A 24,324-nucleotide genomic window follows, 5' to 3' on the forward strand; every position below is an offset into this window, starting at 1 on the left:
GCTCTATCCGGACTTAGAAGGTACGCGCCTTGGGCGGGAAGGACTCGACCGTCAGCGGCTTCATCTGCACGGGCTTGTAATCCAGGCGGCTGCCTTCGGAGTACCACAGCGTGTGCTTGAGCCAGTTCTCGTCGTCGCGGGTCGGGTGGTCGTCCAGCGCGTGGGCGCCGCGGCTTTCGGTGCGGTTGGCGGCCGACTTGATGGTGGCGCGGGCCACTTCGGTCATGTTGGCCAGTTCCAGCGCCTCGACGCGCGCGGTGTTGAACACCTTGGACTTGTCCTTGAAGTAGATGTTGTCGGCTTGCTTGGCCAGGTCTTCGATCTGCTCCACGCCCTCGTTCAGCAGGTCCAGCGTGCGGAACACGCCGCAGTGGCGCTGCATCGAGAAGCGGATGGCATTGCCGATGTCCTGCGTCTTTTCGCCGGAGGTGCGCGACTCCAGCTTGTTCACGCGGTCCAGCGAGAATTCGACGGCTTGCTGCGGCACGGGCTGGTGCGCGTGCTGGCGTTCCGGATGCGAATTCACGATGTGGTTGCCGGTGGCGCGGCCGAACACGATCAGGTCCAGCAGCGAGTTCGTGCCCAGGCGGTTGGCGCCGTGCACCGACACCGCGGCGCATTCGCCGATGGCGTACAGGCCGTTGACGACCTTGTTCTCGCCGTTTTCGCGCGTCAGCACCTGGCCGTGGTAGTTGGCCGGGATGCCGCCCATCTGGTAGTGGATGGTCGGGACGACGGGGATCGGCTCCTTGATCGGGTCCACGTTGCCGAACTTGATGGCGATTTCGCGGATCGAGGGCAGGCGCTTGTTGATCACGTCGGCGCCCAGGTGGTCCAGCTTCAGGACCACATAGCTGCCGTCGGGGCCGCAGCCGCGGCCTTCCTTGATTTCCTGGTCCATCGAGCGGGACACGAAGTCGCGCGGCGCCAGGTCCTTCAGCGTGGGCGCATAGCGCTCCATGAAGCGCTCGCCATCCTTGTTCAGCAGGATGCCGCCTTCGCCGCGCACGCCTTCCGTGATCAGCACGCCCGCGCCGGCCACGCCGGTCGGGTGGAACTGCCAGAATTCCATGTCTTGCAGCGGGATGCCGGCACGGGCAGCCATGCCCAGGCCGTCGCCGGTGTTGATGAACGCGTTGGTGGAAGCGGCCCAGATGCGGCCCGCGCCGCCGGTGGCCAGCACCGTGGTCTTGGCTTCCAGGATGTAGATCTCGCCCGTTTCCATTTCGAGGGCGGTCACGCCCACGACGTCGCCGGCTTCGTTGCGCAGCAGGTCCAGCGCCATCCATTCGACGAAGAACTGGGTGCGCGCGGCAACGTTGCGCTGGTAGAGGGTGTGCAGCAGGGCGTGGCCGGTACGGTCGGCAGCGGCACAGGCGCGCTGGACCGGCTTTTCGCCGAAGTTGGCGGTGTGGCCGCCGAACGGACGCTGATAGATCGTGCCGTCGGGGTTGCGGTCGAACGGCATGCCGAAGTGCTCGAGCTCGTACACGGCGTTCGGCGCTTCACGGCACATGAATTCGATGGCGTCCTGGTCGCCCAGCCAGTCCGACCCCTTGACGGTGTCGTACATGTGCCAGTACCAGTTGTCTTCGCTCATGTTGCCCAGCGAGGCGCTCACGCCGCCTTGAGCGGCAACGGTGTGCGAACGCGTGGGGAACACTTTGGACAGCACCGCAACGGACAGGCCCGCTTGGGACAGTTGCAGCGAACAACGCATGCCGGCTCCGCCGGCGCCAACGACCACCACATCAAACTGGCGGCGCGGCAAGGATTTCATGACAGAGACCACGGCTTAAATGCTCCAGAGGATTTGCGCGAAGTAAACGACCGAACCGACCAGCCAGAGGATCGTCAGCACTTGCAGCAGCAGGCGCACGCCCACCGACTTGACGTAGTCCATCCAGATGTCGCGCACGCCAATCCAGGCGTGCCAGGCCAGCGCAACGAATGCAAGGGTGGCCAGGATCTGGCCGACCGGAAGAACGCCCACGTAGAAATTGAACAGCGCGGTCCAGTGTTCGTACGTGAAAGCCGGCATCATCAGGATGCCGATCAGCAGCACCAGCGTGTACACGGCCATGATGACGGCGGTGACGCGCTGGATGATGAAGTCCATGACGCCGTAATGGGCGCCCACGACCAGACGCTTGGGTCCGTAGTTTTTGACGTCGGCCATTACAGCACTCCGAACAGTTTGAGGGCGAACACCAGGGTCAGCGCCAGGCTCACCCCGAAAACCACGCCGGCGCTCTTCTTCGCCGACAGCTTGTCGATGCCGAGGTGCAGGTCGAGCAGCAGGTAGCGGATGCCGGCACAGAAGTGGTGCAGGTAGCCCCAGATCAGGACCAGGAAGACAAGCTTGACGATCGGATTGCCGGCGTACGCGGCCACGGCGGCGAACGTCTGCGGCGCGGCCACGCTGGCCGCGAACAGCGGCAGGATGACCAAGGGAAGACAGAGGAACAGCAGCGCGCCGCTGACGCGGTGCAGGATGGACAGCTTGCCGGCCAGGGGCAGGCGGTAGCTGGCGAGTTGCGCAATGCCAATATTGCGAAACTGCGGACGTGGCTTGGCAGCGGTGTCGGACATGACGGCCTCGGTGTTTCGGAACTAGGGAATCGTGACGGCAAGAATGCCGTGGCCCTTTCGGGCAAGCACGGTATTTTCGCCCAGAGATAGGGTCGGTATCAAATCGTAGTCAAAAAGCTCATCAATTCAAACTATTGCGGTAATGGTATCGATCGGTCAAGTACAACCCCCGGCGAATTTCCATGGGGCGGTCACCGTAGGTGTAGGACACCCGATCCACCTGCAACAACGGCGTCCCGGCGGCAACATTAAGCAGCGGACAGACCTCGGCCGGCGCGACGACCGCGCGCAGCTTTTCGTCCGCGCGCACCATGCTCACGCCGAATTCGGATTCGAACAGACCGTAGAGGGGCGCCTTGTTGGCGGCCAGCAGCTCCAGGGTCAGTCCGCGGAAAATGGAACCGGGCAGCCAGATGTCGTCCACGACGGTGGGCACGTGCCCCAGGGACAGCAGGCGGCGGATCATCACGACGGTTTCGCCGGCCCGCAGGTCCAGGGCGCGCGCGATCTCGGCCGGGGCCCTCAGGCGGCGGCATTCCAGGATGCGGCTTTCCGCCCGGCCGGCCTCGCCCTCGTCATCGGGGGCCAGGCGCAGGAAGCGGTAGCGCACGCGCGCTTCGTGGTGGGTGGCGACAAAAGTGCCCTTGCCCTGGCGGCGCAACAGCATGTGCTCGGCCGCAAGCTCGTCGACCGCCTTGCGCACCGTGCCCTGGCTCACCTGGAAACGGGCGGCCAGATCGATTTCGCTGGGGATGAGCTCGCCCGGCTTCCATTCGCCGCGCTCCAGGCTTTGGACCAGCAGGTCCTTGATCTGGCGGTAGAGCGGACTGAAAGCGGCCCCCTCGCCCGAAGGACGGGCGGCGCGAGTGCGTAAGGAGGTTTCGGGCCGAGGCTCTGCCATGGATCTTCTTGGTTGTGTCATGTTTATCCGGAGAATGGGAGAGCGGCGCAAGGGCCACGAACCCATCCGCAATGCACCGCTGCCGCCGGCCTTCTGGCTTGATACAGGCGCGCGGCCAAACAAGGCTGCGGCGCATTCGAATAAACACACTATTGTGGCATATCGCGAGGGACGCTGTCCAACGTCTTATGTCTTATATAAGATAGAAGAGCAATTGACGCATACGTAAAATCGATCTAGGATTCACCGCTGCCCGGGCGCCGCGCGCCAGGCCGTGTGCGCGTCGATTTTCACGCCCCAACGATTACACTGATTGGTGAGATTTTTTTCTCGCCAAACCATTACGGAGAACGTCCATGTCCAAGCCTGCCTTGCGTGTCGCCGTCACCGGCGCCGCCGGCCAAATCGGTTACGCACTGCTATTCCGCATCGCCTCGGGCGAAATGCTGGGTAAAGATCAACCCGTCATCCTGCAACTGCTGGAAATCCCCGACGAGAAAGCGCAAAAGGCCCTGAAGGGCGTCATCATGGAACTGGATGACTGCGCCTTCCCGCTGCTGCAGGAAGTGACCGCGCACAGCGATCCGCGCACCGCCTTCAAGGACGCCGACGTGGCCCTGCTGGTTGGCGCCCGCCCCCGCGGCCCGGGCATGGAGCGCAAGGACCTGCTGTCCGTCAACGCGCAGATCTTCACGGCGCAGGGCAAGGCCCTGAACGACGTCGCCAGCCGCAACGTCAAGGTCCTGGTCGTGGGCAACCCCGCCAACACCAACGCCTACATCGCCATGAAGTCGGCGCCGGACCTGCCCGCCAAGAACTTCACCGCCATGCTGCGCCTGGACCACAACCGCGCCCTGTCGCAACTGGCCGCCAAGTCGGGCAAGGCCGTGGCCGACATCGAGAAGCTGGTCGTGTGGGGCAACCACTCGCCCACGATGTACCCCGATTACCGCTTCGCCACCGTCGGCGGCGAATCGCTGTCCAAGCTGATCAACGACGACGCCTGGAACCGCGACACGTTCATCCCCACCGTGGGCAAGCGCGGCGCCGCCATCATCGAAGCCCGTGGCCTGTCCTCGGCCGCTTCGGCCGCCAACGCCGCCATCGACCACGTCCGTGACTGGGTCCTGGGCAGCAACGGCAAGTGGGTCACGATGGGCATCCCGTCGGACGGCTCCTACGGCATCCCCGAAGGCATCATCTACGGCGTGCCGGTCACGACCGAAAACGGCGAATACAAGCGCATCGAAGGCCTGGAAATCGACGCCTTCTCCCGCGAGCGCCTGGACTTCACGCTGAAGGAGCTCCTCGAAGAGCGCGACGGCGTCAAGGACCTGCTGAAGTAAGCAGCGCATGAATCAAGGATTGGGCCCGTTCGCGGGCCCAATTCCTAGGGGGCAGCCCCATTGCGTCCGCAACATAAACCTGTCTCTTTGCTCCCGCTCAAGGGAATGTCGCCAAGGGGACAGATTTATTTTCCGGGCCCGCGGTAAGGTCGGAATCAAGGGCGGGGCGTCCCGCCCCGGCCGACCGGCAGGCCGCCAGTCCGCAGTCCAGTCGTTTCATCCGGGGCTTACGAGAACACCCGGTCCAATATACGGAGACCACCCATGTCCAGACCCGAATCCGCCGGCGCCCTCTTCCGCCGCGCTCTCGCCGAAGAAAGCCCGCTGCAGATCATCGGCGCCATCAACGCCAACCACGCGCTGCTGGCCAAGCGCGCCGGCTATCGCGCCATCTACCTGTCCGGCGGCGGCGTCGCGGCCGGCTCGCTGGGCCTGCCCGACCTCGGCATCAACACGATGGACGACGTCCTGACCGACGTGCGCCGCATCACCGACGTGTGCGACGTGCCCCTGCTGGTGGACATCGACACCGGCTTCGGCCCGTCGGCGTTCAATATCGCCCGTACCGTCAAGAGCCTGATCAAGTTCGGCGCCGCCGCCTGCCACATCGAAGACCAGGTCGGCGCCAAGCGCTGCGGCCACCGCCCCGGCAAGGAAATCGTCTCGACCGAGGAAATGGCCGACCGCGTCAAGGCCGCGGCCGACGCCCGCACCGACAGCGACTTCTACCTGATCGCCCGCACCGACGCGATCGCCTCGCATGGCGTGGACGCCGCCATCGAACGCGCGCTGGCCTGCGTGGAAGCGGGCGCCGACGCCATCTTCGCGGAAGCCGCCTACGATCTGCCCACCTATGACCGCTTCGTCAAGGCCGTCAAGGTGCCGGTGCTCGCCAACATCACCGAGTTCGGCAAGACCCCGCTCTTCTCGGTCGAGGAGCTGAAGAGCGTCGGCGTGGGCATGGTGCTCTATCCCCTGTCCGCCTTCCGCGCCATGAACAAGGCCGCCGAAGCCGTCTACACGGCCATCCGCCGCGACGGCCACCAGAAGAACGTGGTGGACTTGATGCAGACGCGCGAAGAGCTGTACGACCGCATCGGCTACCACGAATTCGAATCGAAACTGGACGCGCTTTTCCAGAAAGGCAAGGCGTAACCGCGATAACCGGCGCCGCGCCCGGCGCCATGCATGCCATCCCATTGCAACGACCCCGCGAAAGGAAAGGAGTAGAGACATGAGCACGGCTCCCAAGAAGCAGGAAGCGAAAACGGACGCCAAGCCGGAAGAGAAAGCCGGCTTCAAGCCCAAGAAGTCGGTCGCGCTGTCCGGCGTCGTCGCCGGCAACACCGCGCTTTGCACGGTCGGCCGCAGCGGCAACGATCTGCACTACCGCGGCTACGACATCCTGGACATCGCCCACACCAGCGAGTTCGAGGAAATCGCCCACCTGCTCGTCCACGGCAAGCTGCCCAACAAGGCCGAACTGAAGGCCTACAAGGAAAAGCTGCGCAGCCTGCGCGGGCTGCCCGCCCAGCTGCAGGCCGCGCTGGAAGCCCTGCCCGCCGCCAGCCACCCCATGGACGTGATGCGCACCGCCGTCTCGGTCCTGGGCTGCGTCCTGCCTGAAAAGGACGACCACAACATCCCCGGCGCGCGCGACATCGCCGACCGCCTGATGGCCAACCTGGGCTCGGCGCTGCTGTACTGGTACCACTACAGCCACAACGGCCGCATCATCGACGTGCAGACCGACGACGACAGCATCGGCGGCCACTTCCTGCACCTGCTGCACGGCGAGAAGCCGAGCGAGGATTGGGTCAAGGCCATGCATATCTCGCTGAACCTGTACGCCGAGCACGAATTCAACGCGTCCACGTTCACGTCCCGCGTCATCGCCGGCACCGGTTCCGACATGTACTCCGCCATCACCGGCGCCATCGGCGCGCTGCGCGGCCCGAAGCATGGCGGCGCCAACGAAGTCGCCTTCGAGGTGCAGAAGCGCTACGAGACCCCCGACGAAGCCGAGGCCGACATCCGCCGCCGCGTGGAAGCCAAGGAAGTCGTCATCGGATTCGGCCACCCCGTCTACACGGTGTCCGATCCCCGTAACAAGGTCATCAAGGACGTGGCGAAAAAGCTGTCCAAGAAGGCCGGCAGCACCAAGATGTTCGACATCGCCGAACGCCTGGAAACCGTCATGTGGGACATCAAGAAAATGTTCCCCAACCTGGACTGGTTCTCGGCCGTCAGCTACCACATGATGGGCGTGCCCACCGCCATGTTCACCCCGCTGTTCGTCATTGCGCGCACCGCGGGCTGGTCGGCCCACATCATCGAGCAGCGCATCGACAACAAGATCATCCGCCCCACCGCCAACTACGTGGGCCCGGAAGATCAGAAGTTCGTGCCGATCGAAAAGCGTAAGTAAGGCGACCCATGGGCCCGCGCATCCAACGAGCAGCGCCGCGCGGGCCCCGGGCCTCCTGTACTCACTCAGGAGAGGTTCCGACATGTCTGCCCCGATATCCAACGTCCGTCCCGATCCCGACCAGGTCCTGGTCGACATCGCCGACTACGTACTGAACCATGAGATCCAGAGCGGCACGGCCTACGAGACGGCCCGCAACTGCCTGATCGACACCCTGGGCTGCGGCCTGGAAGCGCTTGAATACCCCGCGTGCAGGAAACTGCTCGGCCCGGTCGTGCCGGGCACGGTCGTGCCCCACGGCGCCAAGGTGCCGGGCACCCAGTTCCAGCTGGACCCCGTCCAGGCCGCGTTCAACATCGGCGCGATGATCCGCTGGCTGGATTTCAACGACACCTGGCTGGCCGCCGAATGGGGCCACCCGTCAGACAATCTCGGCGGCATCCTGGCCACCGCAGACTGGCTGTCGCGCACCGCGGTCGCGGCCGGAAAACCGCCCCTCCTGATGCGCGACGTGCTGACCGGCATGATCAAGGCGCACGAAATCCAGGGCTGCATCGCGCTGGAAAACTCCTTCAATAAGGTGGGGCTGGACCACGTGGTCCTGGTCAAGGTGGCGTCCACCGCCGTCGTCGCGCAGATGCTGGGCCTGAATCGCGAGGAAGTCATCAACGCCGTCTCCCTCGCCTGGGTCGACGGCCAGAGCCTGCGCACCTACCGCCACGCCCCCAATACCGGCAGCCGCAAGAGCTGGGCCGCCGGCGACGCCACCAGCCGCGCCGTGCGCCTGGCGCTGATCGCGCGGACCGGCGAGATGGGCTATCCCTCGGTGCTGACGGCCAAGACCTGGGGCTTCTACGACGTGCTGTTCAAGGGCCAGCCGTTCCGGTTCCAGCGCCCCTACGGCAGCTACGTGATGGAAAACGTGCTGTTCAAGATCTCCTTCCCAGCCGAATTCCACGCGCAGACCGCCGTCGAGTGCGCCATGGACATCCACCGGCAGCTGCAGGCCGCCGGCAAGCGCCCGGAAGACATCGCGAAGATCACGATCCGCACCCACGAAGCGTGCATCCGCATCATCGACAAGAAAGGCCCGCTCGACAATCCCGCCGACCGCGACCACTGCATCCAGTACATGGTGGCCGTGCCGCTGCTGTTCGGACGCCTGACCGCGGCCGACTACGAAGACGCGGTCGCCCGGGATCCGCGCATCGACGCGCTGCGCGATCGGATCGTCTGCGTGGAGGACCCGGCCTATACCCGGGACTACCACGATCCCGACAAGCGTTCGATCGCCAACGCGCTGACGGTGGAATTCAGCGACGGCACGCGCCTGGACGAAGTCGTCTGCGAATATCCCATCGGCCACAAGCGCCGCCGCGCCGAAGGCATTCCGCTGCTGGAAGCCAAGTTCCGCACCAACCTGGCCCGCATGTTCCCGGCCAGGCAACAGCACCGCATCCTGGAGGCGTCCCTCGACCAGGAAACCCTGGAAGCCATGCCGGTGCACGAGTACGTGGATCTCTACTCGATCTGAGTTCCGCCGCGGCGGTCCGGGGGCCGGTTGCGGCCCTCGCCTTGTCGCGGGCCGCAACCGTCGCGCGGCTTACAATGCGGCTTTCCTCGGACGGATCGCGCCATGGCCATGCTTTGGGTCAAGACCTTTCATATAGTCTTCATCGCCTCCTGGTTTGCCGGCTTGTTCTACCTGCCGCGCATCTATGTGAACCTGGCGCAGCAATCGGATCCCTCGGTTCAGGCCACGCTGCTGGGCATGGCCCGCCGGCTGTACCGTTTCACCACCATCCTGGCCGTGGCCGCCGTGCTGCTCGGCGCATGGCTCTACTTGGGCTACGGCATCGGCATGGGCCCAGGAAACGGCTGGATGCACGCCAAGCTCTTTTTCGTCGTGCTCGTGATCGGCTACCATCACGCCTGTGGCTCGATGCTGCGCAAATTCGAACAGGGCAAGAACGTCCGTTCGCACAAGTTCTATCGCTGGTTCAACGAAGTTCCCGTCTTGCTGCTCTTGGTGGTGGTGGCGCTGGTCGTCGTCAAACCCTTCTGATACCCCCTACCTTTGCACATTCGCCAGGATTCGTATGTCCTCTGATGAACAGGACCGCCCGCGCAAGACGCTGACAATCAAGAAAACGGCGCGCGACGCCCATGCCGAGAGCGCGCCCAAGCGCGTGCGCTCCGGCGCCCGCGCCCGCCTGGTCGCGCAGCAGGAGCGCACCAAGGACAACATCGAACGCCAGAAGGATCCCGAAGGCTACCAGCGGCGCCAGCAGGAATCCGCGCGCGGCCGCAAGCCCGCGGCCGCCGACGGGCGCGGCCCCGTGAACCGGGGGCAGGATGCCCGCAGCTCCGCAAGCCGCGGCGACGGCCCGCGCCGCGAGACCGCTCCGGGTTCGCGCTCCGGCCGCGCGCCGCAACGCGCGCCGCGCCTGGACGACCAATACATCGCACCGGCCACGCCGGCCGGACGTTTCTACGATCCCTTCGAAGACGACGGCCCCGCGCCCGCCTTCGCGCCCGAGCCCGATTACGAAGACTCCGCTGCGGAACCCTTCTCCCGGCCCGAGCCCCATGTCGAGATCCGCAGCCGCCGCCCCCGCGAACCGCGGCAGGCCGAAACGTTCAAGGTGTTCGCGCCCTGTCCCCAAGGCCTGGAAGAAGCCCTGACCGCGGAAATGCAGGCCCTGGGATACGACGACGCGCAGGCCGGCCGCGCGGGCTGCTCCTTTACCGCCGACTGGTCGGGCGTGCAGCGCGCCAACCTCTACTCGCGTCTGGCGACGCGCATCCTGGTGCAGGTCGCGCATGCCGAGATCTCGCACGAAGACGACATCCTGGACCTCGCCCGCGACACCCCCTGGGAACGCTGGTTCGGCGCCGAGCAGACGCTGCGCGTGGACACCTCGGCGATCAAGAGCCCGGTGCAGAGCCTGCAATACTGCAATCTGCGCGCCAAGGACGGTATCTGCGACCGCCTGCGCGAACGGGAAGGCGAGCGCCCCAGCATCGACACGGTCCGCCCGGACGCGCGGGTGCACCTGTTCCTGACCGGGCACACCGCCACGCTCTATCTGGACACCTCCGGCGAATCCCTGTTCAAGCGCGGCTGGCGCCTGGACAAGGGCGAGGCTCCGCTGCGCGAGAACCTGGCAGCCGGCATGCTGGCGCTGGCGGGCTGGGATCCGGCCGCACCGCTGCTGGACCCCTTCTGCGGCTCGGGCACCATCCTCATCGAGGGCGCCTGGATCGCCCTGGGCGTGCCGCCGGGCATCTCGCGCCCCTTCGGCTTCGAGCGCCTGCGCGGCCATGACGCCTACCGCTGGCGCGACCTGAAGGACGATGCCCGCTCGCGCATCCTGCCCCAGCTAGACGCGCCGCTGGTCGGCTACGACCTGGACCCGCAAGCCATCGAATTCGCCCGCAACAATGCCGAGCGCGCCTGGCTGACCGCGGATTCGATCCGGTTCGAGGTGGGCGACGCCCGCCAGATCTCCGCGCCCGCCGACCATGGCTGGATCGTCACCAACCCGCCCTATGGCGAGCGCATGGGGACGGAACAGGATCCGGACCTCTGGCGCGATTGGGCGGCCTGCCTGAAGCGCAATTTCGCCGGCTGGCAACTGCACGCCATCACCAGCGACCTGACGTTGCCCAACCAGATGCGCCTGAAACCCAAGCGCCGCGTGCCGCTGCACAACGGCTCGCTGGACTGCCGCCTGTTCGGTTTCGAACTGGTCGCGGCCGGCTACCGCGACGCCTGATCTCTTGTGCGGCGCGTTGTAAAAGCGCCGCAACATGGTGCGCATATCTTTGCTTATGGTGCCTCGCTGCGCGGTTTTGGGGCATCATCGAACCAAGGTGTTGCCAATATGCACCGGCCCCTTGCACACGTTCAGGGTTAACCCTATAATTCGGGTTATCCCTAGTAGCTAAACAACTGTGCAAGCCCGTGGAGGCTATTGTGATCAACCCGAACAACACCATCCGCCTGACCGACGAACTCGAGCGCCAACTGATGCTCCAGGCGATTGAAGAACAATTCCGTCCGCACCCGATGCGGGCGCTGGCCGCCGGGCTGCGCAAGCTGGCCCACGGCATCAAGGCCCTGGCCGGCAAGACGAGCGCCAAGAACGCGCACTCCGCTGCCTAAGCTGGACGCCCCAGGCCCCTGGGCCTGAAAAGTTTTCCCCTTGGGGGCTGCATAGCCCCTTTTATAGACCCGCCCTCACCGGCGGGTTTTTTTTGCCCCCACGCTGCGCAAGCGTCGCTTGCTTGCTGCCCCCCCAAGGGGGCTGGCCCGCCTTGGGGCGGCCCGGCGGCGGCGCGGCTATTTCTGCCACGACTGTTTTAAACAGACGTTCTAATGAAGCGTGCGTGCCGCGCGCTTCACATTCCTGGCGGGGGTGCCGGTATTCGCGGGCATAATACGCGTCCATGACCGACGCCCATCTCGACCAGACCCCCAATCGGCTACGCCGATTCGCCTGCATGATGTATGAAGCCGTGCTGCTGTTCGGCGTGGTTTTCCTTGCGGGCTACCTGATGGATACCCTCACCCAGAGCAGGAACGCGCTGGATCTGCGCTCGGCCCGGCAAGCCTGGCTGTTCGTCGCGATCGGAGCATACTTCGTGCTCTGCTGGCGCCGCCGCGGCCAGACGCTGCCCATGAAGACCTGGAACATCCGGCTGGTGGACCGCGACGGCAACACCCCGTCCACCCCGCGCCTCATCCTGCGCTACATCCTGGCCTGGCCGCTGGTCCTGGCCGGCGCGGCTCTGGTGTGGGCCGCCGCCAGCGCCACCGGCTGGGCATCGGTGGACATGTTCATCGTGGCCGCGCCCTTCGCGATCTTCATCTGGTCCTGGTTCGATCCTGACGGGCAGTTCCTGCACGACCGCCTCCTGGGCACGCGGCTGCGCAACGCGCCGCAGCGCAAGAAAACCTGACGCTCCCAGGGCGCCCGGCCGCCCGTCAAATACATTCTGAGACAAACGGCAACATCGAGCGGCGAATTCACCGCTTGCTTTCAGAAAGTTGAAAGTCGACCGCAAAGACAATGAGGCCCCTTTTTCCTACGCCTCAGAATGATCATGCGCGCTTTCCTTACCCGTCTTGCGCTGGCCGCCGCCAGCGCCCTGCTCCTGCTGCCCGTCGGCGCATCCGCGCAGAACGCCGCCGCCCAGCAGGAAATCGAAGCGGCCACGAAAGCCGCCTACGCCGCCGCGCAGGAAGGGCCGTCCGACGTCAAGCTGGGCGACCAGGCAGTGGTGCATCTGCCGGCGTCCATGTTCTTCGTGCCGCGCCTCCAGGCGGACCGCCTCATGGCGGCGCACGGCAATGGCAAGGATCCCTCGCTGCTGGGCCTGGTGATGCCCAAGAGCGACGACGACGATTGGGTCATTACCGTCAATTTCGACAAGGCCGGCTACATCAAGGATGACGACGCCAAGAACTGGAACGTCAGCGAATTGCTGGACAGCCTGCGCGAAGGCACGGAACAGTCCAACGAGGAACGCAAGAAACTCGGCTTTCCCGAACTGGTCATGGACGGCTGGGTGGAAGCGCCGAAGTACGACAGCAATACGCAGCGCCTGGTGTGGTCGGTCGCCGTCAAGCACAAGGGCGAAGACGCCAACGGCAACCCCACGGTCAACTACAACACCTACGCGCTGGGCCGCGACGGCTACATCACGCTGGATCTGATCACGCAGAAAAATCTGGTGCCCAAGGACAAGACCGCCGTGCTGACGCTGCTGGACAATCTGAATTATGTGGAAGGCAAGCGCTACGCCGACTTCAATTCGTCGACCGACAAGGTGGCCGAATACGGGCTGGCGGCGCTGGTGGCCGGCGTGGCGGCCAAGAAACTGGGCCTGTTCGCCGTGATCGCCGCCTTCCTGGCGAAGTTCGCCAAGGTCGGCATCCTGGCCGCGGCGGCCCTGGGCGGCGGTCTGTGGAAGCGTCTGCGCGCCAAGAAGGCCGGCCAGCAGCAACCCTGACCGCCGGGCCATGAAACTGCTTCTGCTGCTGTTTTCCGGCTTCAAGTACCTGAAGTTCGGCAAGCTGCTGGCCACCGGCGGCACCATGCTGCTGTCGGTGGCGGCCTATGCCTTCATCTTCGGCTGGCGCTATGCCGCCGGTTTCGTGCTGCTGTTGCTGGTGCATGAAATGGGCCACTACATTGCGGCGCGCCAGCGCGGGCTGGACGTGGGCGCGCCCGTCTTCATCCCCTTCGTCGGCGCCTGGATCCAGTTGAAGAAGATGCCGCACGACGCGGACACCGAAGCCTATGTGGGCCTGGGCGGCCCGTTCGCCGGCACGGTGGCCTCCCTGGCCTGCTACTTCGCCGCGCGCGAGACGGGCAGCGATCTGCTGCTGGCGCTGTCCTACGCCGGCTTTTTCATCAACCTGTTCAACCTGATCCCGCTGTCGCCGTTCGATGGCGGCCGCATCACGGCGGTGCTGTCTCCGCGCATCTGGCTGGCCGGCGTGCCCATTCTCGTCGCCCTGTTCTTCTGGCGCCCCAGCCCCATCCTGATCCTGGTGGCGGTGCTGGCCTTTCCCAACGTGGTGCGCGCCTTCCGTTACGATCCGTCGCTGCCCGAGAACCAGGCCTATTACGGCACCTCGCTGGAAAGCAAGGTGACCTATACCTGCGCCTACCTGGCGCTGGTCTGCATCCTGGCCGTCATGGCGCACGACGTGCACGACATGCTGGCGGCCGTGCGCCGCTGAGCGGGCGCGGCCCGCCGTCACAACAGCGTCACCCTGCCTTCACATTCCGGTCATCGCCGAGTGGTTTCATTCCCAGGAATGACCACAGCCCTTGGGGAAGCGACCGTGAACGAAATCCACCCTGCGCACTGGCGCGCCCTCTGGATTTCCGATATTCACCTGGGCACCGCCGGGTGCAAAGCGGAATTCCTGCTCGACTTCCTGGACCACAACGATTCGGACACCCTGTACCTGGTGGGGGACATCGTCGACGGCTGGCAATTGCGCAAGCACTGGCACTGGCCCCGCGCCCACAATGACGTCATCCAGCGCATCCTGCGCAAGGCGCGCAACGGCACCCGGGTCGTGTTCATTCCCGGCAACCATGACGAGTTCGCGCGGGAATTCGCCGGCTACGCCTTCGGCGACATCGAAATCCTCGACGAGGACGTGCACGTCACCGCCAAGGGCCTGCGCCTGCTGGTGCTGCATGGAGACCAGTTCGACGGCGTGATCCAGCACAGCCGCTGGCTGGCTCACCTGGGCGATGGCCTCTACCAACTGGCGCTGTGGATCAACCACCATTTCAACCGGCTGCGCCACCGCCTGGGGCTTCATTACTGGTCCCTGTCGCAATACCTCAAACACAAGGTCAAGAACGCCGTATCCTTCATCACCGACTTCGAAGAAGCGCTGGCGGGCGAAGCGCGGCGCCGCGGCCTGGACGGCGTGGTCTGCGGCCACATCCACAAGGCCGAACTGCGGGACGTGGGCGGGATCCTGTACTGCAACGACGGCGACTGGGTGGAAAGCCTGTCGGCGCTGGGCGAAACCCACGACGGGCAGCTCCAGTTGCTGGACTGGGCGGCCATCCAGGCCGAGCGCCGGGCCGAGCCCGCGCCCCGTCCGCCCCGCTCCCTGACCTTGCCCGCCCTGCCTTCCGCACTGCGCCGCCAAGGCAAACACCCGTGATAACCCGTATGCGTCCCCGTTACGCAACGGGGATGTTGCAGTTCACGGCCCTCTAGGTCATGCTTGCATCTGGGGCAACGGGCGATCTGACCCGTTCACGCTGCAACATGCTCACAACATAGGGCCATGAACGACCAATATCAGGCGCTCTACCAAACATTCCGCTGGCTGGTACCCACCCAGTTCAACATCGCGGAAGCGTGCTGCCACCGCTGGGCATCCAGCAGTCCGGATGCGCGGCGCATCGCCATCTACTACGAAGACGAATCCGGCAACCGCGAGGTCTGGACCTATGCCCGTCTGGCGGAAGCGGCCAACCAGTTGGCGAACGGCCTGATCAAAATGGGCGTGGGCCGCGGCGACCGGGTAGGTGTGGTTTTGGGACAACGTCCGGAAACGGTCGTCGCCCACATGGCCATCTACAGCGTGGGCGCCGTGGTGCTGCCGCTGTCGGCCCTGTTCGGCCCGGAAGCCCTGGAAAGCCGCTTGCGGGACGCCGAGGCCCGGGTCGCGATCGTGGACTACGCCTCCAGCGCCAACCTGCTGTCCATCAGCGACGACTGCCCCGCCCTGCAGCAGATCATCGGCATCGGCTTCGCGGACGAGCGCGTGCTGCCCTGGCGCAGCCTGCTGGCCCGCCAGCCCAGCGAATTCAAGGCCGTGCAGACCCGCTCCTCGGATCCGGCCATCCTGCTCTACACCTCCGGCACCACCGGCGCGCCCAAGGGCGCCCTGCTGCCGCACAGCGTGCTGATCGGCAACCTGCCGGGCTTCGTGGCCTCGCAGGACTGGTTTCCCAAGCCCGGGGACGTATTCTGGTCGCCCGCCGACTGGGCCTGGACGGGCGGCATGATGGACGCCCTGCTGCCCACGCTGTACTTCGGGCACGCCATCGTCGGCACGCGCGGCCGCTTTTCCGTCGAGCGCGCATTCGAGCTCATGGAGCGCTACCAAGTCACCAACACGTTCCTGTTCCCCACCGCGCTGAAGATGATGATGAAGTCGGTGCCGGACCCGCGCAACCGCTACCAGCTTGCGCTGCGCGCTCTCATGAGCGCGGGCGAAAGCGTGGGCGAAAGCGTGTTCGACTGGTGCCGGTCCGCGCTGGGCGTGACGCCCAACGAAATGTTCGGCCAGACCGAAATGAACTACGTGGTGGGCAACAGCCAGAAGCGCTGGCCCGCCAAACCCGGCAGCATGGGCCGCCCCTACCCGGGCCACAACGTCGCCGTGCTGGACGACGACGGCAATCCGGTGCCTCCCGGCGGCACGGGCGAAATCGCCGTCAACCGGCTCGATATCCATGGCTATCCCGATCCCGTCATGTTCCTGGGCTACTGGCGCAACGAAGCCGCCACGCAGGCCAAGTTCAAGGGCGACTGGTGCCTGACCGGCGACCTCGCGAAGGTGGATGCCGACGGCTACCTCTGGTATGCGGGCCGGGCGGACGACGTCTTCAAGTCGGCCGGCTACCGGATCGGCCCCGGAGAAATCGAAAGCTGCCTGATCGGCCACCCCGCCGTGGCCAATGCCGCGGTCGTACCCAAGCCGGACGCCGAACGCGGCGCCCTGGTCAAGGCCTACGTAGTACTGACCCCGGAATTCGCGCAGCGCGACCGCAACGACATCATCGAGAACCTGCAGGAACACGTGCGCGAGCGCCTGGCCCCCTACGAGTACCCGAAGGAGATCGAATTCGTCGACGAGCTGCCCATGACGACCACCGGTAAAATCCAACGCCGCATCCTGCGCCAGCGAGAAGAAGACCTCGCTCGTATCCCCGCAGGCATTACAGACGCGCCCCGGGCCCCGGAGGCCTGACGCCGCAACCGGAGACCAAAGGCATGCCCATCTACCAGCTCGACGACCTGATTCCCCGCATCGATCCCTCGGCCTACGTGGCCGACAGCGCCGACATCATCGGCAACGTCACGCTGGAGGCCGGCGTCAGCATCTGGTCGAACGTGTCGATCCGGGGCGACAACGACGCTATCCAGATCCGCCAGGGCACCAATATCCAGGAAGGCAGCGTGCTGCACGTGGACGACGGCTGTCCCATGACCATCGGCCCCAATGTCACGGTGGGGCACCAGGCCATGCTGCACGGCTGCACCATCCACGAAGGCGCGCTGGTGGGCATGCAGGCCATCGTGCTGAACAACGCGGTGATCGGCCGCAATTGCCTGATCGGCGCCGGCGCCATCATTCCCGAAGACCGCGTCATTCCGGACAACTCCCTGGTCATCGGCATCGGCAAGGTCGTCCGCGAGCTCTCGGCCGACGAAATCGCCAACATGCACAAGAACACCGCCCATTACGTGGCGCGGGGCCAACACTACAAGACCGCCCTCAAGCGGATCGCCTGAACGCCCCCCGCGGCGCCTCCAACCCCTGCTGGCAGCAGGGGAATTCGGCCCGCCTGATCGGCTAACATTCCTCCATGACCGATCAGCTCAAGAAATACCTTACCGAAGACCGCAGCGTCCGCATCCAGGCCGTGCGCCTGGCCGCCACCTGGAAGGCCGTTCAGGCCAACCACGACTACCCGCCCGCCATCACCAACCTGCTGGGAGAGCTGGTGGCCGCGTCCACCCTGCTGGCCGCCAACATCAAGTTCGATGGCTCGCTGGTGCTGCAGATCCAGGGCGATGGCCCCATCGCCCTGCTGGTGGTGGAATGCCGCCACGATCTCAGCCTGCGCGCCACCGTCAAGATGCGCGAAGGGCACGCAGTACCCTCCGATGGCGACATGCAAAGCCTGCTGAACCCCGGCGGCAACGGCCGTTTCATCGTGGTGCTGGACCCGCAGCGCAAGCTGCCCGGCCAGCAGGCCTACCAGGGCGTCGTGCCCCTGGAAGGCGATACCGTGGCCGAAGCGCTGCAGCACTACATGAAGGCCTCCGAACAGCTGGACACGCGGCTGTGGCTGGCCGCTGACGCCGAGCATGCGGCCGGCGTCCTCATCCAGCGCCTGCCGCACCATGGCGGCTCCGACGCGCCCGTGCTCACCGAGCAGGACGCCGCCGAAACCTGGGAGCGCATCTGCGCGCTGGCCGGCACCCTCAAGCGCGACGAGCTGCTGGCGACCGAGATCGATACGCTGGCCCATCGCCTGTTCTGGGAAGAAACGCTGGTGGCCTTCGATCCGCTCGACGTGCGCTGGTACTGCCCCTGCACCCGCGAGCGCGTGGCCAACATGCTGCGTTCGTTGGGCGAAGAAGAAGTCCAGGACATCCTGGCCGAACGCGGCGAAGTGGACGTCTCCTGCGACTTCTGCGGCAAACCGTACAAATTCGATTCGGTCGACTGCGCCGCCCTGTTCACGCCCAACGCGCCCCCCGCCGCGGACGCGCCTCCCACCGTGCACTGACGCGCCGGCGGCCCCGCCGCGACGTTTCCATCACACCGGATTGTCCTCATCGACAAGCGGTCATGCCCGCGCCACACTGCGCAGCCATGACCGCTTTTTTTCTTGCCCTGTGCCTGCGACCGCAACGCGGCGCCGCCGCCATCGAGTTCGCGGTGGCGGCGGCCGTCCTGCTGCTGCTGGGCTTGCTGGCGATCGAGGCCGCGCATTGGCAGGGCATGCGGCAGATGGCCCATCTGGCCCTGATGGAGGCGGCGCGCGCCGGCGCCACTACCCACGGCGACCCGGCGCGCATGCGGGCGGCGTTCCTGCAAGCCCTGTTGCCGCGCGACGCCTCCCCTCAGGGCCAGGCGGACGCCCGGCGCCGCCAGGCGCATCGCTTCGCCAGGGTCGCCGCCCTTGCCGGAACGCATCCCTGGCGCATCGAAGTGCTGCTTCCCGACGAACGATCCTTCCGCGGCCACGCCCGGCCGGGCCTGCGCGTCGCCTCCGCCGCCGGCCTGCGCGCGATCGACAACGACTACCAGGATTTGCAGCACGCGCGCCAGCCGTCGGGCCCGGGCGGCCAGACCATCTTCCAGGCCAATACGCTGAAGCTGCGGCTGACCTATCTGCACCAGCCGCTGCTGCCGCCCTTGCGGGCCTTGCTGGCGGCGCTGGGGCGCGACGCCTCCAGCTACGCCGGGCATGCGCAGGCCCGGGGCCTGCTGCCCATCCGCGTCGAACTGGAAATGGAAATGCAATCGCACCCCGTCGAATGGGCGCGCAGGACCCCGCCCCCCGGTTTCGTTTATGGCGAGTGCCGCAGCGTGCGCTGCGGCTGATCGGAATGGAACGCGGTTGCGGGAACGCGGAGCCGGTCAGTGCCGGGCGTTCGCCGGATTGGCGGGCTTGTGCGCCGGAGCGGACGTCCGGGCGGCCGGCGCGCTGGCGCGCGCGGCGGTGGCAGGCTTGGCGGCGGGATCGGCCGCCAGCGAGGCGCCGCCCGCGGGCGGCGGCGTATTCTGCGGCAGGATGTGCACGAATACCTCGCCTTCGCGCATCATGCCCAGCTCGCCGCGGGCCCGTTCCTCGATGGCGCCGGTTCCGCCTTCGAGGTCGCGCACCTCGGCTTCGAGTGCTGCATTGCGCGCGCGCAGGCCTTCATTGGTCTCGCGCTGCTCCGCCACCTGGCGTTGCAGATCCCAGACCTTGAACCAGCCGCCCTTACCCAACCAGAGCGGGTATTGGATCAGGCCTAGCAGCACGAACAGCACCAGGAACAACAGGCGCATACGCGAGAACCCTCAGCAGTCGTGGCCCGGGCCGCAAGCCCGGGCCACGCTCGTCATCAACGCAGGTTGTAGAAAGCTTCCAGGCCGGGATACGACGCCACTTCAGCCAGTTCTTCCTCGATGCGCAGCAGCTGGTTGTACTTGGCCATGCGGTCCGAGCGGGACAGCGAACCCGTCTTGATCTGCATGGCATTGGTCGCCACGGCGATGTCGGCGATGGTGGAGTCCTCGGTTTCGCCCGAACGATGCGACACGACGGCGGTGTAGCCGGCGCGCTTGGCCATTTCGATGGCGGCGAAGGTTTCGGTCAGCGTGCCGATCTGGTTGATCTTGATGAGGATCGAGTTCGCGACGCCCTTCTGGATGCCTTCACGCAGGATCTTGGTGTTGGTGACGAACAGGTCGTCGCCCACCAGCTGCACCTTCTTGCCCAGTTGGTCGGTCAGCAGCTTCCAGCCTTCCCAGTCGTTTTCGGCCATGCCGTCTTCGATCGAGATGATCGGGTACTTGTCGCACCAGGTTGCCAGCAGGTTGGTGAATTCCTGCGAGGACAGCGAGATGCCGCCTTCGCCGGCCAGCGTGTACTTGCCGTCGCGGTAGAACTCGGAGCTGGCGCAATCCAGGCCCAGGGCGATCTGCGAACCCGGCTCGTAGCCGGCTTCGGTGATGGCCTTCAGGATCAGCTGGATGGCGGCTTCGTGGCTGGGCACGTTGGGCGCGAAACCGCCCTCGTCGCCCACGGCGGTGGACATGCCCTGGCCGTGGATCAGCTTCTTGAGCATGTGGAAGACTTCGGCGCCCCAGCGCAGGGCTTCGCGGAAGCTGCCCGCGCCCACCGGCAGGATCATCAGTTCCTGCAGGTCGAGCGTGTTGTTGGCGTGCGCGCCGCCGTTGATGACGTTCATCATCGGCACGGGCATGCTCATGGGGCCGCTGCCGCCGAAATAGCGGTACAGCGACAGGCCGGACTCGTCGGCGGCGGCGCGGGCCACGGCCATCGAGGCAGCCAGGATCGCGTTGGCGCCCAGGCGCTCCTTGGTGTCGGTGCCGTCCAGTTCGATCAGGGTGCGATCGACGAACGTCTGCTCCTGGGCGTCCAGGCCCATCAGGGCTTCCGAGATTTCCGTATTGAGGTTCTCGACGGCGCGCAGCACGCCCTTGCCCAGATAACGGCTCTTGTCGCCGTCGCGCAGTTCGATGGCTTCACGCGCGCCGGTGGAGGCGCCCGACGGCACGGCCGCGCGGCCCATTGCGCCGGACTCCAGCAGCACATCGCATTCCACGGTGGGGTTGCCGCGAGAATCCAGGATCTCGCGGCCGATGATATCGACAATTGCACTCATGACTTTACATTCCCTGAACGATAAACATATTCATGACGGCCGCGCCTTCGCGGGCATTGCGGGCGCGGCGGTACTGCCAGGAGTCGTAGAAGGCCTGGGCGGAGGCCATGGAGGGGAATTCCATGACGACGGTGCGGCCAGGCTTACGGCCCTCGAGGTGCTTGGACTCGCCGCCGCGCACCAGGATCTTCGCATCGTACGCCCGCATGGCGAGCGTGGACAGACGCTTGTAATCCTCGTACTGCGCGGGCTTGGTCACTGTGACGTCGGCGATGAGGTAAGCACTCATGGGGTTCCTTCAGGACAGTTGCGTTGGTTTCGGTGTGGCGCCGGATGCGGCGGCATCGCCAGTGTCGCGCAAAGGCGGCCGGCGACGCATATCCGTTGCTAATCGGTTGTATCCGAAAGAAGCGCCGCCGTACAGGGCGGCGCCGGGGCGGAGGCCCGCGATCCCGATGATCCGCACGCGGAACTCGAGACCGCAGGCGCCCATTACGCCTCCTGGCCGCGGCGAGCCTTCTGCTCGATGGCGGCGCGGATATAGCTGGAGAACAAGGGGTGTCCGTCACGCGGGGTGGACGTGAACTCCGGGTGGAACTGCACGCCCACGAACCACGGATGGTTGGGCAATTCCATCATTTCCGGCAGGTTCTCGGTCGGCGTGCGGGCGCTGATCACCATGCCGGCCTCTTCGAGGCGGGGCACGTAGACGTTGTTGACTTCGTAACGGTGACGATGGCGTTCATTCACTTCGTCGCCGTAGATGGCCTGCGCGCGGGTGCCGGGCTTGATCGGCACGCGCTGCGCGCCCTTGCGCATCGTGCCGCCCAGGTCCGAGGAGGTGTCGCGCTTTTCGACCTTGCCTTCGCGATCCATCCATTCGGTGATCAGGGCCACCACGGGATGCGGAGCGGACGGATCGAATTCCGTGCTGTTGGCGCCGCCCAGGCCGGCGACGTGGCGCGCGAATTCGATGACGGCCAGCTGCATGCCCAGGCAGATGCCCAGGTACGGAACGCCGTTCTCTCGGGCATAGCGGATGGCCGCGATCTTGCCTTCGGTGCCGCGCTTGCCGAAACCGCCGGGAACCAGGATGGCGTCCAGGTGCTTGAGCTGGTCGGTGCCGCGGGTTTCGATGTCTTCGGAATCGATGTACTCGATGTTGATCTTCGAGCGCGTATGGATACCGGCGTGGACCAGGGCTTCGGTCAGCGACTTGTACGACTCGGTCAGGTCGACGTACTTGCCGACCATGCCGATGGTGAGTTCGTGCTGGGGATGTTCCAGCGCTTCGACCAGGTTGTCCCACATGGACAGGTCGGCCGGCGGCGGGGTCAGGCCCAGGGCTTCGCAAACGATGTTGTCCACGCCCTGCTTGTGCAGCATGGCCGGGATCTTGTAGATCGAATCGGCGTCCCAGACGGAAACGACCGCGTCCAGGGGCACGTTGGAGAACATCGAGATCTTGGCGCGCTCGTCGTCCGGGATGCGGCGGTCCGCGCGGCACAGCAGCGCGTTCGGGTAGATGCCGATTTCCCGCAGTTTCTGCACCGAATGCTGCGTGGGCTTGGTCTTCAGTTCGCCAGCGGAGGCGATGAAGGGAACCAGGGTCAGGTGCACGAAGGCGGCATTGTTGCGGCCCATGCGCAGGCTCATCTGGCGCGCGGCTTCCAGGAAAGGCAGGGATTCGATGTCGCCCACCGTGCCGCCGATCTCGACGATGGCGACGTCCGTGTTGCCGTTCCAGGCGGCATCGGCGCCACGGGCGATGAAGTCCTGGATTTCGTTCGTGATGTGGGGAATGACCTGGACGGTCTTGCCCAGGTAGTCGCCGCGGCGCTCCTTGCGAAGCACGGATTCATAGATCTGGCCGGTGGTGAAGTTGTTCACCTTGTGCATCCGGGCGGAAATGAAGCGCTCGTAGTGGCCGAGGTCCAGGTCGGTTTCGGCACCGTCTTCGGTGACGAAAACCTCGCCGTGCTGGAACGGGCTCATGGTGCCCGGGTCGACGTTGATGTACGGATCGAGCTTCAGCATGGTGACTTGCAGGCCACGCGACTCGAGGATGGCGGCAAGCGACGCAGCGGCGATGCCCTTGCCCAGGGAAGACACCACACCGCCGGTGACAAATACGTATTTGGTCATCGTAATGAGCACCCGGGACGAGCGGGCGCGTGCGGGAAATTTGGATTATAGCCGGGAGGCGGAGGTTATTTGGGTTTTCCCCTAGCCGCCAGTTCGTAACATTTGGCTGCACTCGGCCGGAGCATCGAAATACCGCGCCGGAGGCTTCGTGCTATGGTCGTCCCCGATTTTGGACCCTACCAGGAGCGCCCTTGCCGATGAACACCCCGCCCGACCACCCGAAATCCCTGGCCTGGCGCCTGACGATGGCCGCGATTGGCTTGCAGGTGCTCGGCACCGCGCTGCTCCAGGCCTACCTGATGCTCGCTTCGCCGATGGCCGCGCAGATGCGCGAGATATATGCGCGGCCCGAGATGCTGGCGACCACCGGCGTGCAGCTCGCGGCCGGCTGCATCCTCGTGGGACTGGTCACCTGGTGCACCACGCAGCGCTGGCTCCGCCGGCATGGCGCGAGCGGCGTCGACCGCCCGGGCCGGATGACGGCGGTGCTGCTGGCGCTGTCGCTGGTCCTGTTCGTGTTGAATTCCGTCGCCCAGGCGCTGCTCCAGCATGCTTTTTATTCGTTCGTCGTCGCCCACAAGGAATGGGTGGACAATACGTTCGGCTATTACGGTCCGACCCGCATACTGATAATGGGCCTGCCGCTCAAGCTTTGCAGCATCCTGCTCGTGATCGTAGACAGCTGGCTGGCGGTGCGCATCGCGGCCTGGAGCGTCAGGCCGGGCGAAGCGTCTGGCGCGCCTGCCTACCTGCCTCGCCACGCGGCATGGATCGCCGCGCTGACGCTGCTGCTGTGGCAGCTGCATGGGGCGCTGGCACTGGGCGGCTACTTCGCGTCGTACATGCGATCGGCGGAACTGCTGGAGTACGCCTTGGGCTACTGGGTGCTGCCCGCCCTGATCCTGGCGCTGACGGCATGGGTCTGCCTGAAGCGCGTGCCGCAAACATTGGGGACGGCCGGATTCGGCCGGGCCATCGCCCATGGGACGTTCGCTTTCTGGATGGCACAGGCGCTCGGGATCGGCCTGGCCGTTCTGGCCATCCGCGCCATGACGTGGGACCAGTTGGTGCGTGCCGCTGAAACCAGCGCCACGACGGTGGCGCTGCTGCTGGCCTACGGCGCCCTGCTGGCGCTGGGGTGCCACGTCGGCGCCAAGCTGTTCTACCGGCGCCACGACGCGCATCAGGATGCCGCATCGGCCTGAACGGAGCGGCCGGAAGGC

The 24,324-nt window shown here is 65.7% G+C and carries 24 protein-coding genes; 16 read left to right on the forward strand and 8 right to left on the reverse strand.

Annotation, left to right across the window (positions count from 1 at the left end; translation table 11 throughout):
• Positions 1-13: 13 nt before the first annotated feature.
• From sdhA to ACN6PJ_RS19805, 4 genes are all read right to left on the reverse strand, one after another.
• On the reverse strand, positions 14-1,792 hold the full coding sequence (gene sdhA / locus ACN6PJ_RS19790) for a succinate dehydrogenase flavoprotein subunit (RefSeq protein WP_427997532.1): 1,779 nt from the start codon (positions 1,790-1,792) through the stop codon (positions 14-16).
• 3 nt (positions 1,793-1,795) lie between these two features.
• A complete protein-coding gene (sdhD, locus tag ACN6PJ_RS19795) occupies positions 1,796-2,179 on the reverse strand; it encodes a succinate dehydrogenase, hydrophobic membrane anchor protein (protein WP_043542892.1) in 384 nt (127 codons plus the stop codon).
• Positions 2,179-2,592, reverse strand: a complete 414-nt coding sequence (sdhC, locus tag ACN6PJ_RS19800) for a succinate dehydrogenase, cytochrome b556 subunit (RefSeq protein ID WP_427997533.1) — start codon at positions 2,590-2,592, stop codon at positions 2,179-2,181. The genes sdhD and sdhC overlap by 1 nt, the downstream gene beginning before the upstream one ends.
• Positions 2,593-2,713: 121 nt before the next feature.
• Positions 2,714-3,493: a GntR family transcriptional regulator gene (locus tag ACN6PJ_RS19805; RefSeq protein WP_427997534.1), complete on the reverse strand. Its 780-nt coding sequence runs from the start codon at positions 3,491-3,493 to the stop codon at positions 2,714-2,716.
• Positions 3,494-3,849: 356 nt separating this feature from the next.
• Here ACN6PJ_RS19805 and ACN6PJ_RS19810 point away from each other — a divergent pair, with 356 nt between their 5' ends.
• From ACN6PJ_RS19810 to ACN6PJ_RS19880, 15 genes are all read left to right on the forward strand, one after another.
• Positions 3,850-4,839 carry a malate dehydrogenase gene (locus tag ACN6PJ_RS19810; protein ID WP_013392305.1) on the forward strand — a complete coding sequence of 330 codons (990 nt, stop codon included), beginning with the start codon at positions 3,850-3,852 and terminating at the stop codon, positions 4,837-4,839.
• A 264-nt stretch (positions 4,840-5,103) separates the two neighbouring features.
• On the forward strand, positions 5,104-5,994 hold the full coding sequence (prpB, locus tag ACN6PJ_RS19815; protein WP_043542890.1) for a methylisocitrate lyase: 891 nt from the start codon (positions 5,104-5,106) through the stop codon (positions 5,992-5,994).
• Between the two features lie 79 nt (positions 5,995-6,073).
• Positions 6,074-7,267 carry a bifunctional 2-methylcitrate synthase/citrate synthase gene (prpC, locus tag ACN6PJ_RS19820; protein WP_427997535.1) on the forward strand — a complete coding sequence of 398 codons (1,194 nt, stop codon included), beginning with the start codon at positions 6,074-6,076 and terminating at the stop codon, positions 7,265-7,267.
• Between the two features lie 82 nt (positions 7,268-7,349).
• Positions 7,350-8,801 (forward strand): bifunctional 2-methylcitrate dehydratase/aconitate hydratase, encoded by a 1,452-nt coding sequence (locus ACN6PJ_RS19825; RefSeq protein WP_427997536.1) that lies wholly within the window; start codon positions 7,350-7,352, stop codon positions 8,799-8,801.
• Positions 8,802-8,903: 102 nt separating this feature from the next.
• Complete coding sequence (locus tag ACN6PJ_RS19830) at positions 8,904-9,332, forward strand: CopD family protein (protein ID WP_427997537.1); 429 nt, start codon at positions 8,904-8,906, stop codon at positions 9,330-9,332.
• Positions 9,333-9,366: 34 nt separating this feature from the next.
• Positions 9,367-11,046 (forward strand): THUMP domain-containing protein, encoded by a 1,680-nt coding sequence (locus ACN6PJ_RS19835; RefSeq protein WP_427997538.1) that lies wholly within the window; start codon positions 9,367-9,369, stop codon positions 11,044-11,046.
• 200 nt (positions 11,047-11,246) lie between these two features.
• The gene (locus ACN6PJ_RS19840) at positions 11,247-11,435 is read left to right on the forward strand and encodes a hypothetical protein (protein WP_008161862.1); all 189 of its coding nucleotides are present in this window, start codon (positions 11,247-11,249) and stop codon (positions 11,433-11,435) included.
• Positions 11,436-11,719: 284 nt separating this feature from the next.
• A complete protein-coding gene (locus tag ACN6PJ_RS19845) occupies positions 11,720-12,232 on the forward strand; it encodes an RDD family protein (protein WP_427997539.1) in 513 nt (170 codons plus the stop codon).
• Between the two features lie 144 nt (positions 12,233-12,376).
• On the forward strand, positions 12,377-13,285 hold the full coding sequence (locus ACN6PJ_RS19850) for a DUF2167 domain-containing protein (RefSeq protein WP_427997540.1): 909 nt from the start codon (positions 12,377-12,379) through the stop codon (positions 13,283-13,285).
• 10 nt (positions 13,286-13,295) lie between these two features.
• Entirely contained in the window at positions 13,296-14,021 is a 726-nt protein-coding gene (locus ACN6PJ_RS19855; protein ID WP_427997541.1) for a site-2 protease family protein, read from the forward strand.
• A 78-nt stretch (positions 14,022-14,099) separates the two neighbouring features.
• Positions 14,100-14,972, forward strand: a complete 873-nt coding sequence (locus tag ACN6PJ_RS19860) for a UDP-2,3-diacylglucosamine diphosphatase (RefSeq protein ID WP_427997542.1) — start codon at positions 14,100-14,102, stop codon at positions 14,970-14,972.
• Between the two features lie 126 nt (positions 14,973-15,098).
• Positions 15,099-16,793 (forward strand): acyl-CoA synthetase, encoded by a 1,695-nt coding sequence (locus ACN6PJ_RS19865; protein WP_427997543.1) that lies wholly within the window; start codon positions 15,099-15,101, stop codon positions 16,791-16,793.
• Positions 16,794-16,816: 23 nt separating this feature from the next.
• Positions 16,817-17,338, forward strand: a complete 522-nt coding sequence (locus ACN6PJ_RS19870) for a gamma carbonic anhydrase family protein (RefSeq protein ID WP_427997544.1) — start codon at positions 16,817-16,819, stop codon at positions 17,336-17,338.
• A gap of 74 nt (positions 17,339-17,412) precedes the next feature.
• Positions 17,413-18,342, forward strand: a complete 930-nt coding sequence (gene hslO, locus ACN6PJ_RS19875; protein WP_427997545.1) for an Hsp33 family molecular chaperone HslO — start codon at positions 17,413-17,415, stop codon at positions 18,340-18,342.
• An 86-nt stretch (positions 18,343-18,428) separates the two neighbouring features.
• Complete coding sequence (locus tag ACN6PJ_RS19880; protein WP_427997546.1) at positions 18,429-19,163, forward strand: TadE/TadG family type IV pilus assembly protein; 735 nt, start codon at positions 18,429-18,431, stop codon at positions 19,161-19,163.
• Positions 19,164-19,199: 36 nt separating this feature from the next.
• Here ACN6PJ_RS19880 and ftsB read toward each other — a convergent pair whose 3' ends face one another.
• The 4 genes from ftsB to ACN6PJ_RS19900 form a co-directional block, all read right to left on the reverse strand.
• The gene (ftsB, locus tag ACN6PJ_RS19885; RefSeq protein WP_427997547.1) at positions 19,200-19,613 is read right to left on the reverse strand and encodes a cell division protein FtsB; all 414 of its coding nucleotides are present in this window, start codon (positions 19,611-19,613) and stop codon (positions 19,200-19,202) included.
• A 56-nt stretch (positions 19,614-19,669) separates the two neighbouring features.
• Complete coding sequence (gene eno, locus ACN6PJ_RS19890; RefSeq protein WP_043543220.1) at positions 19,670-20,956, reverse strand: phosphopyruvate hydratase; 1,287 nt, start codon at positions 20,954-20,956, stop codon at positions 19,670-19,672.
• 4 nt (positions 20,957-20,960) lie between these two features.
• Entirely contained in the window at positions 20,961-21,245 is a 285-nt protein-coding gene (locus ACN6PJ_RS19895; protein WP_427997548.1) for a DUF1330 domain-containing protein, read from the reverse strand.
• Between the two features lie 203 nt (positions 21,246-21,448).
• Complete coding sequence (locus ACN6PJ_RS19900) at positions 21,449-23,101, reverse strand: CTP synthase (protein WP_427997549.1); 1,653 nt, start codon at positions 23,099-23,101, stop codon at positions 21,449-21,451.
• Between the two features lie 197 nt (positions 23,102-23,298).
• Here ACN6PJ_RS19900 and ACN6PJ_RS19905 point away from each other — a divergent pair, with 197 nt between their 5' ends.
• Positions 23,299-24,306, forward strand: a complete 1,008-nt coding sequence (locus ACN6PJ_RS19905; RefSeq protein ID WP_427997550.1) for a hypothetical protein — start codon at positions 23,299-23,301, stop codon at positions 24,304-24,306.
• The last annotated feature ends 18 nt before the right edge of the window (positions 24,307-24,324 follow it).

This window comes from Achromobacter sp. (assembly GCF_050285585.1).
Lineage (GTDB): Bacteria > Pseudomonadota > Gammaproteobacteria > Burkholderiales > Burkholderiaceae_B > Achromobacter.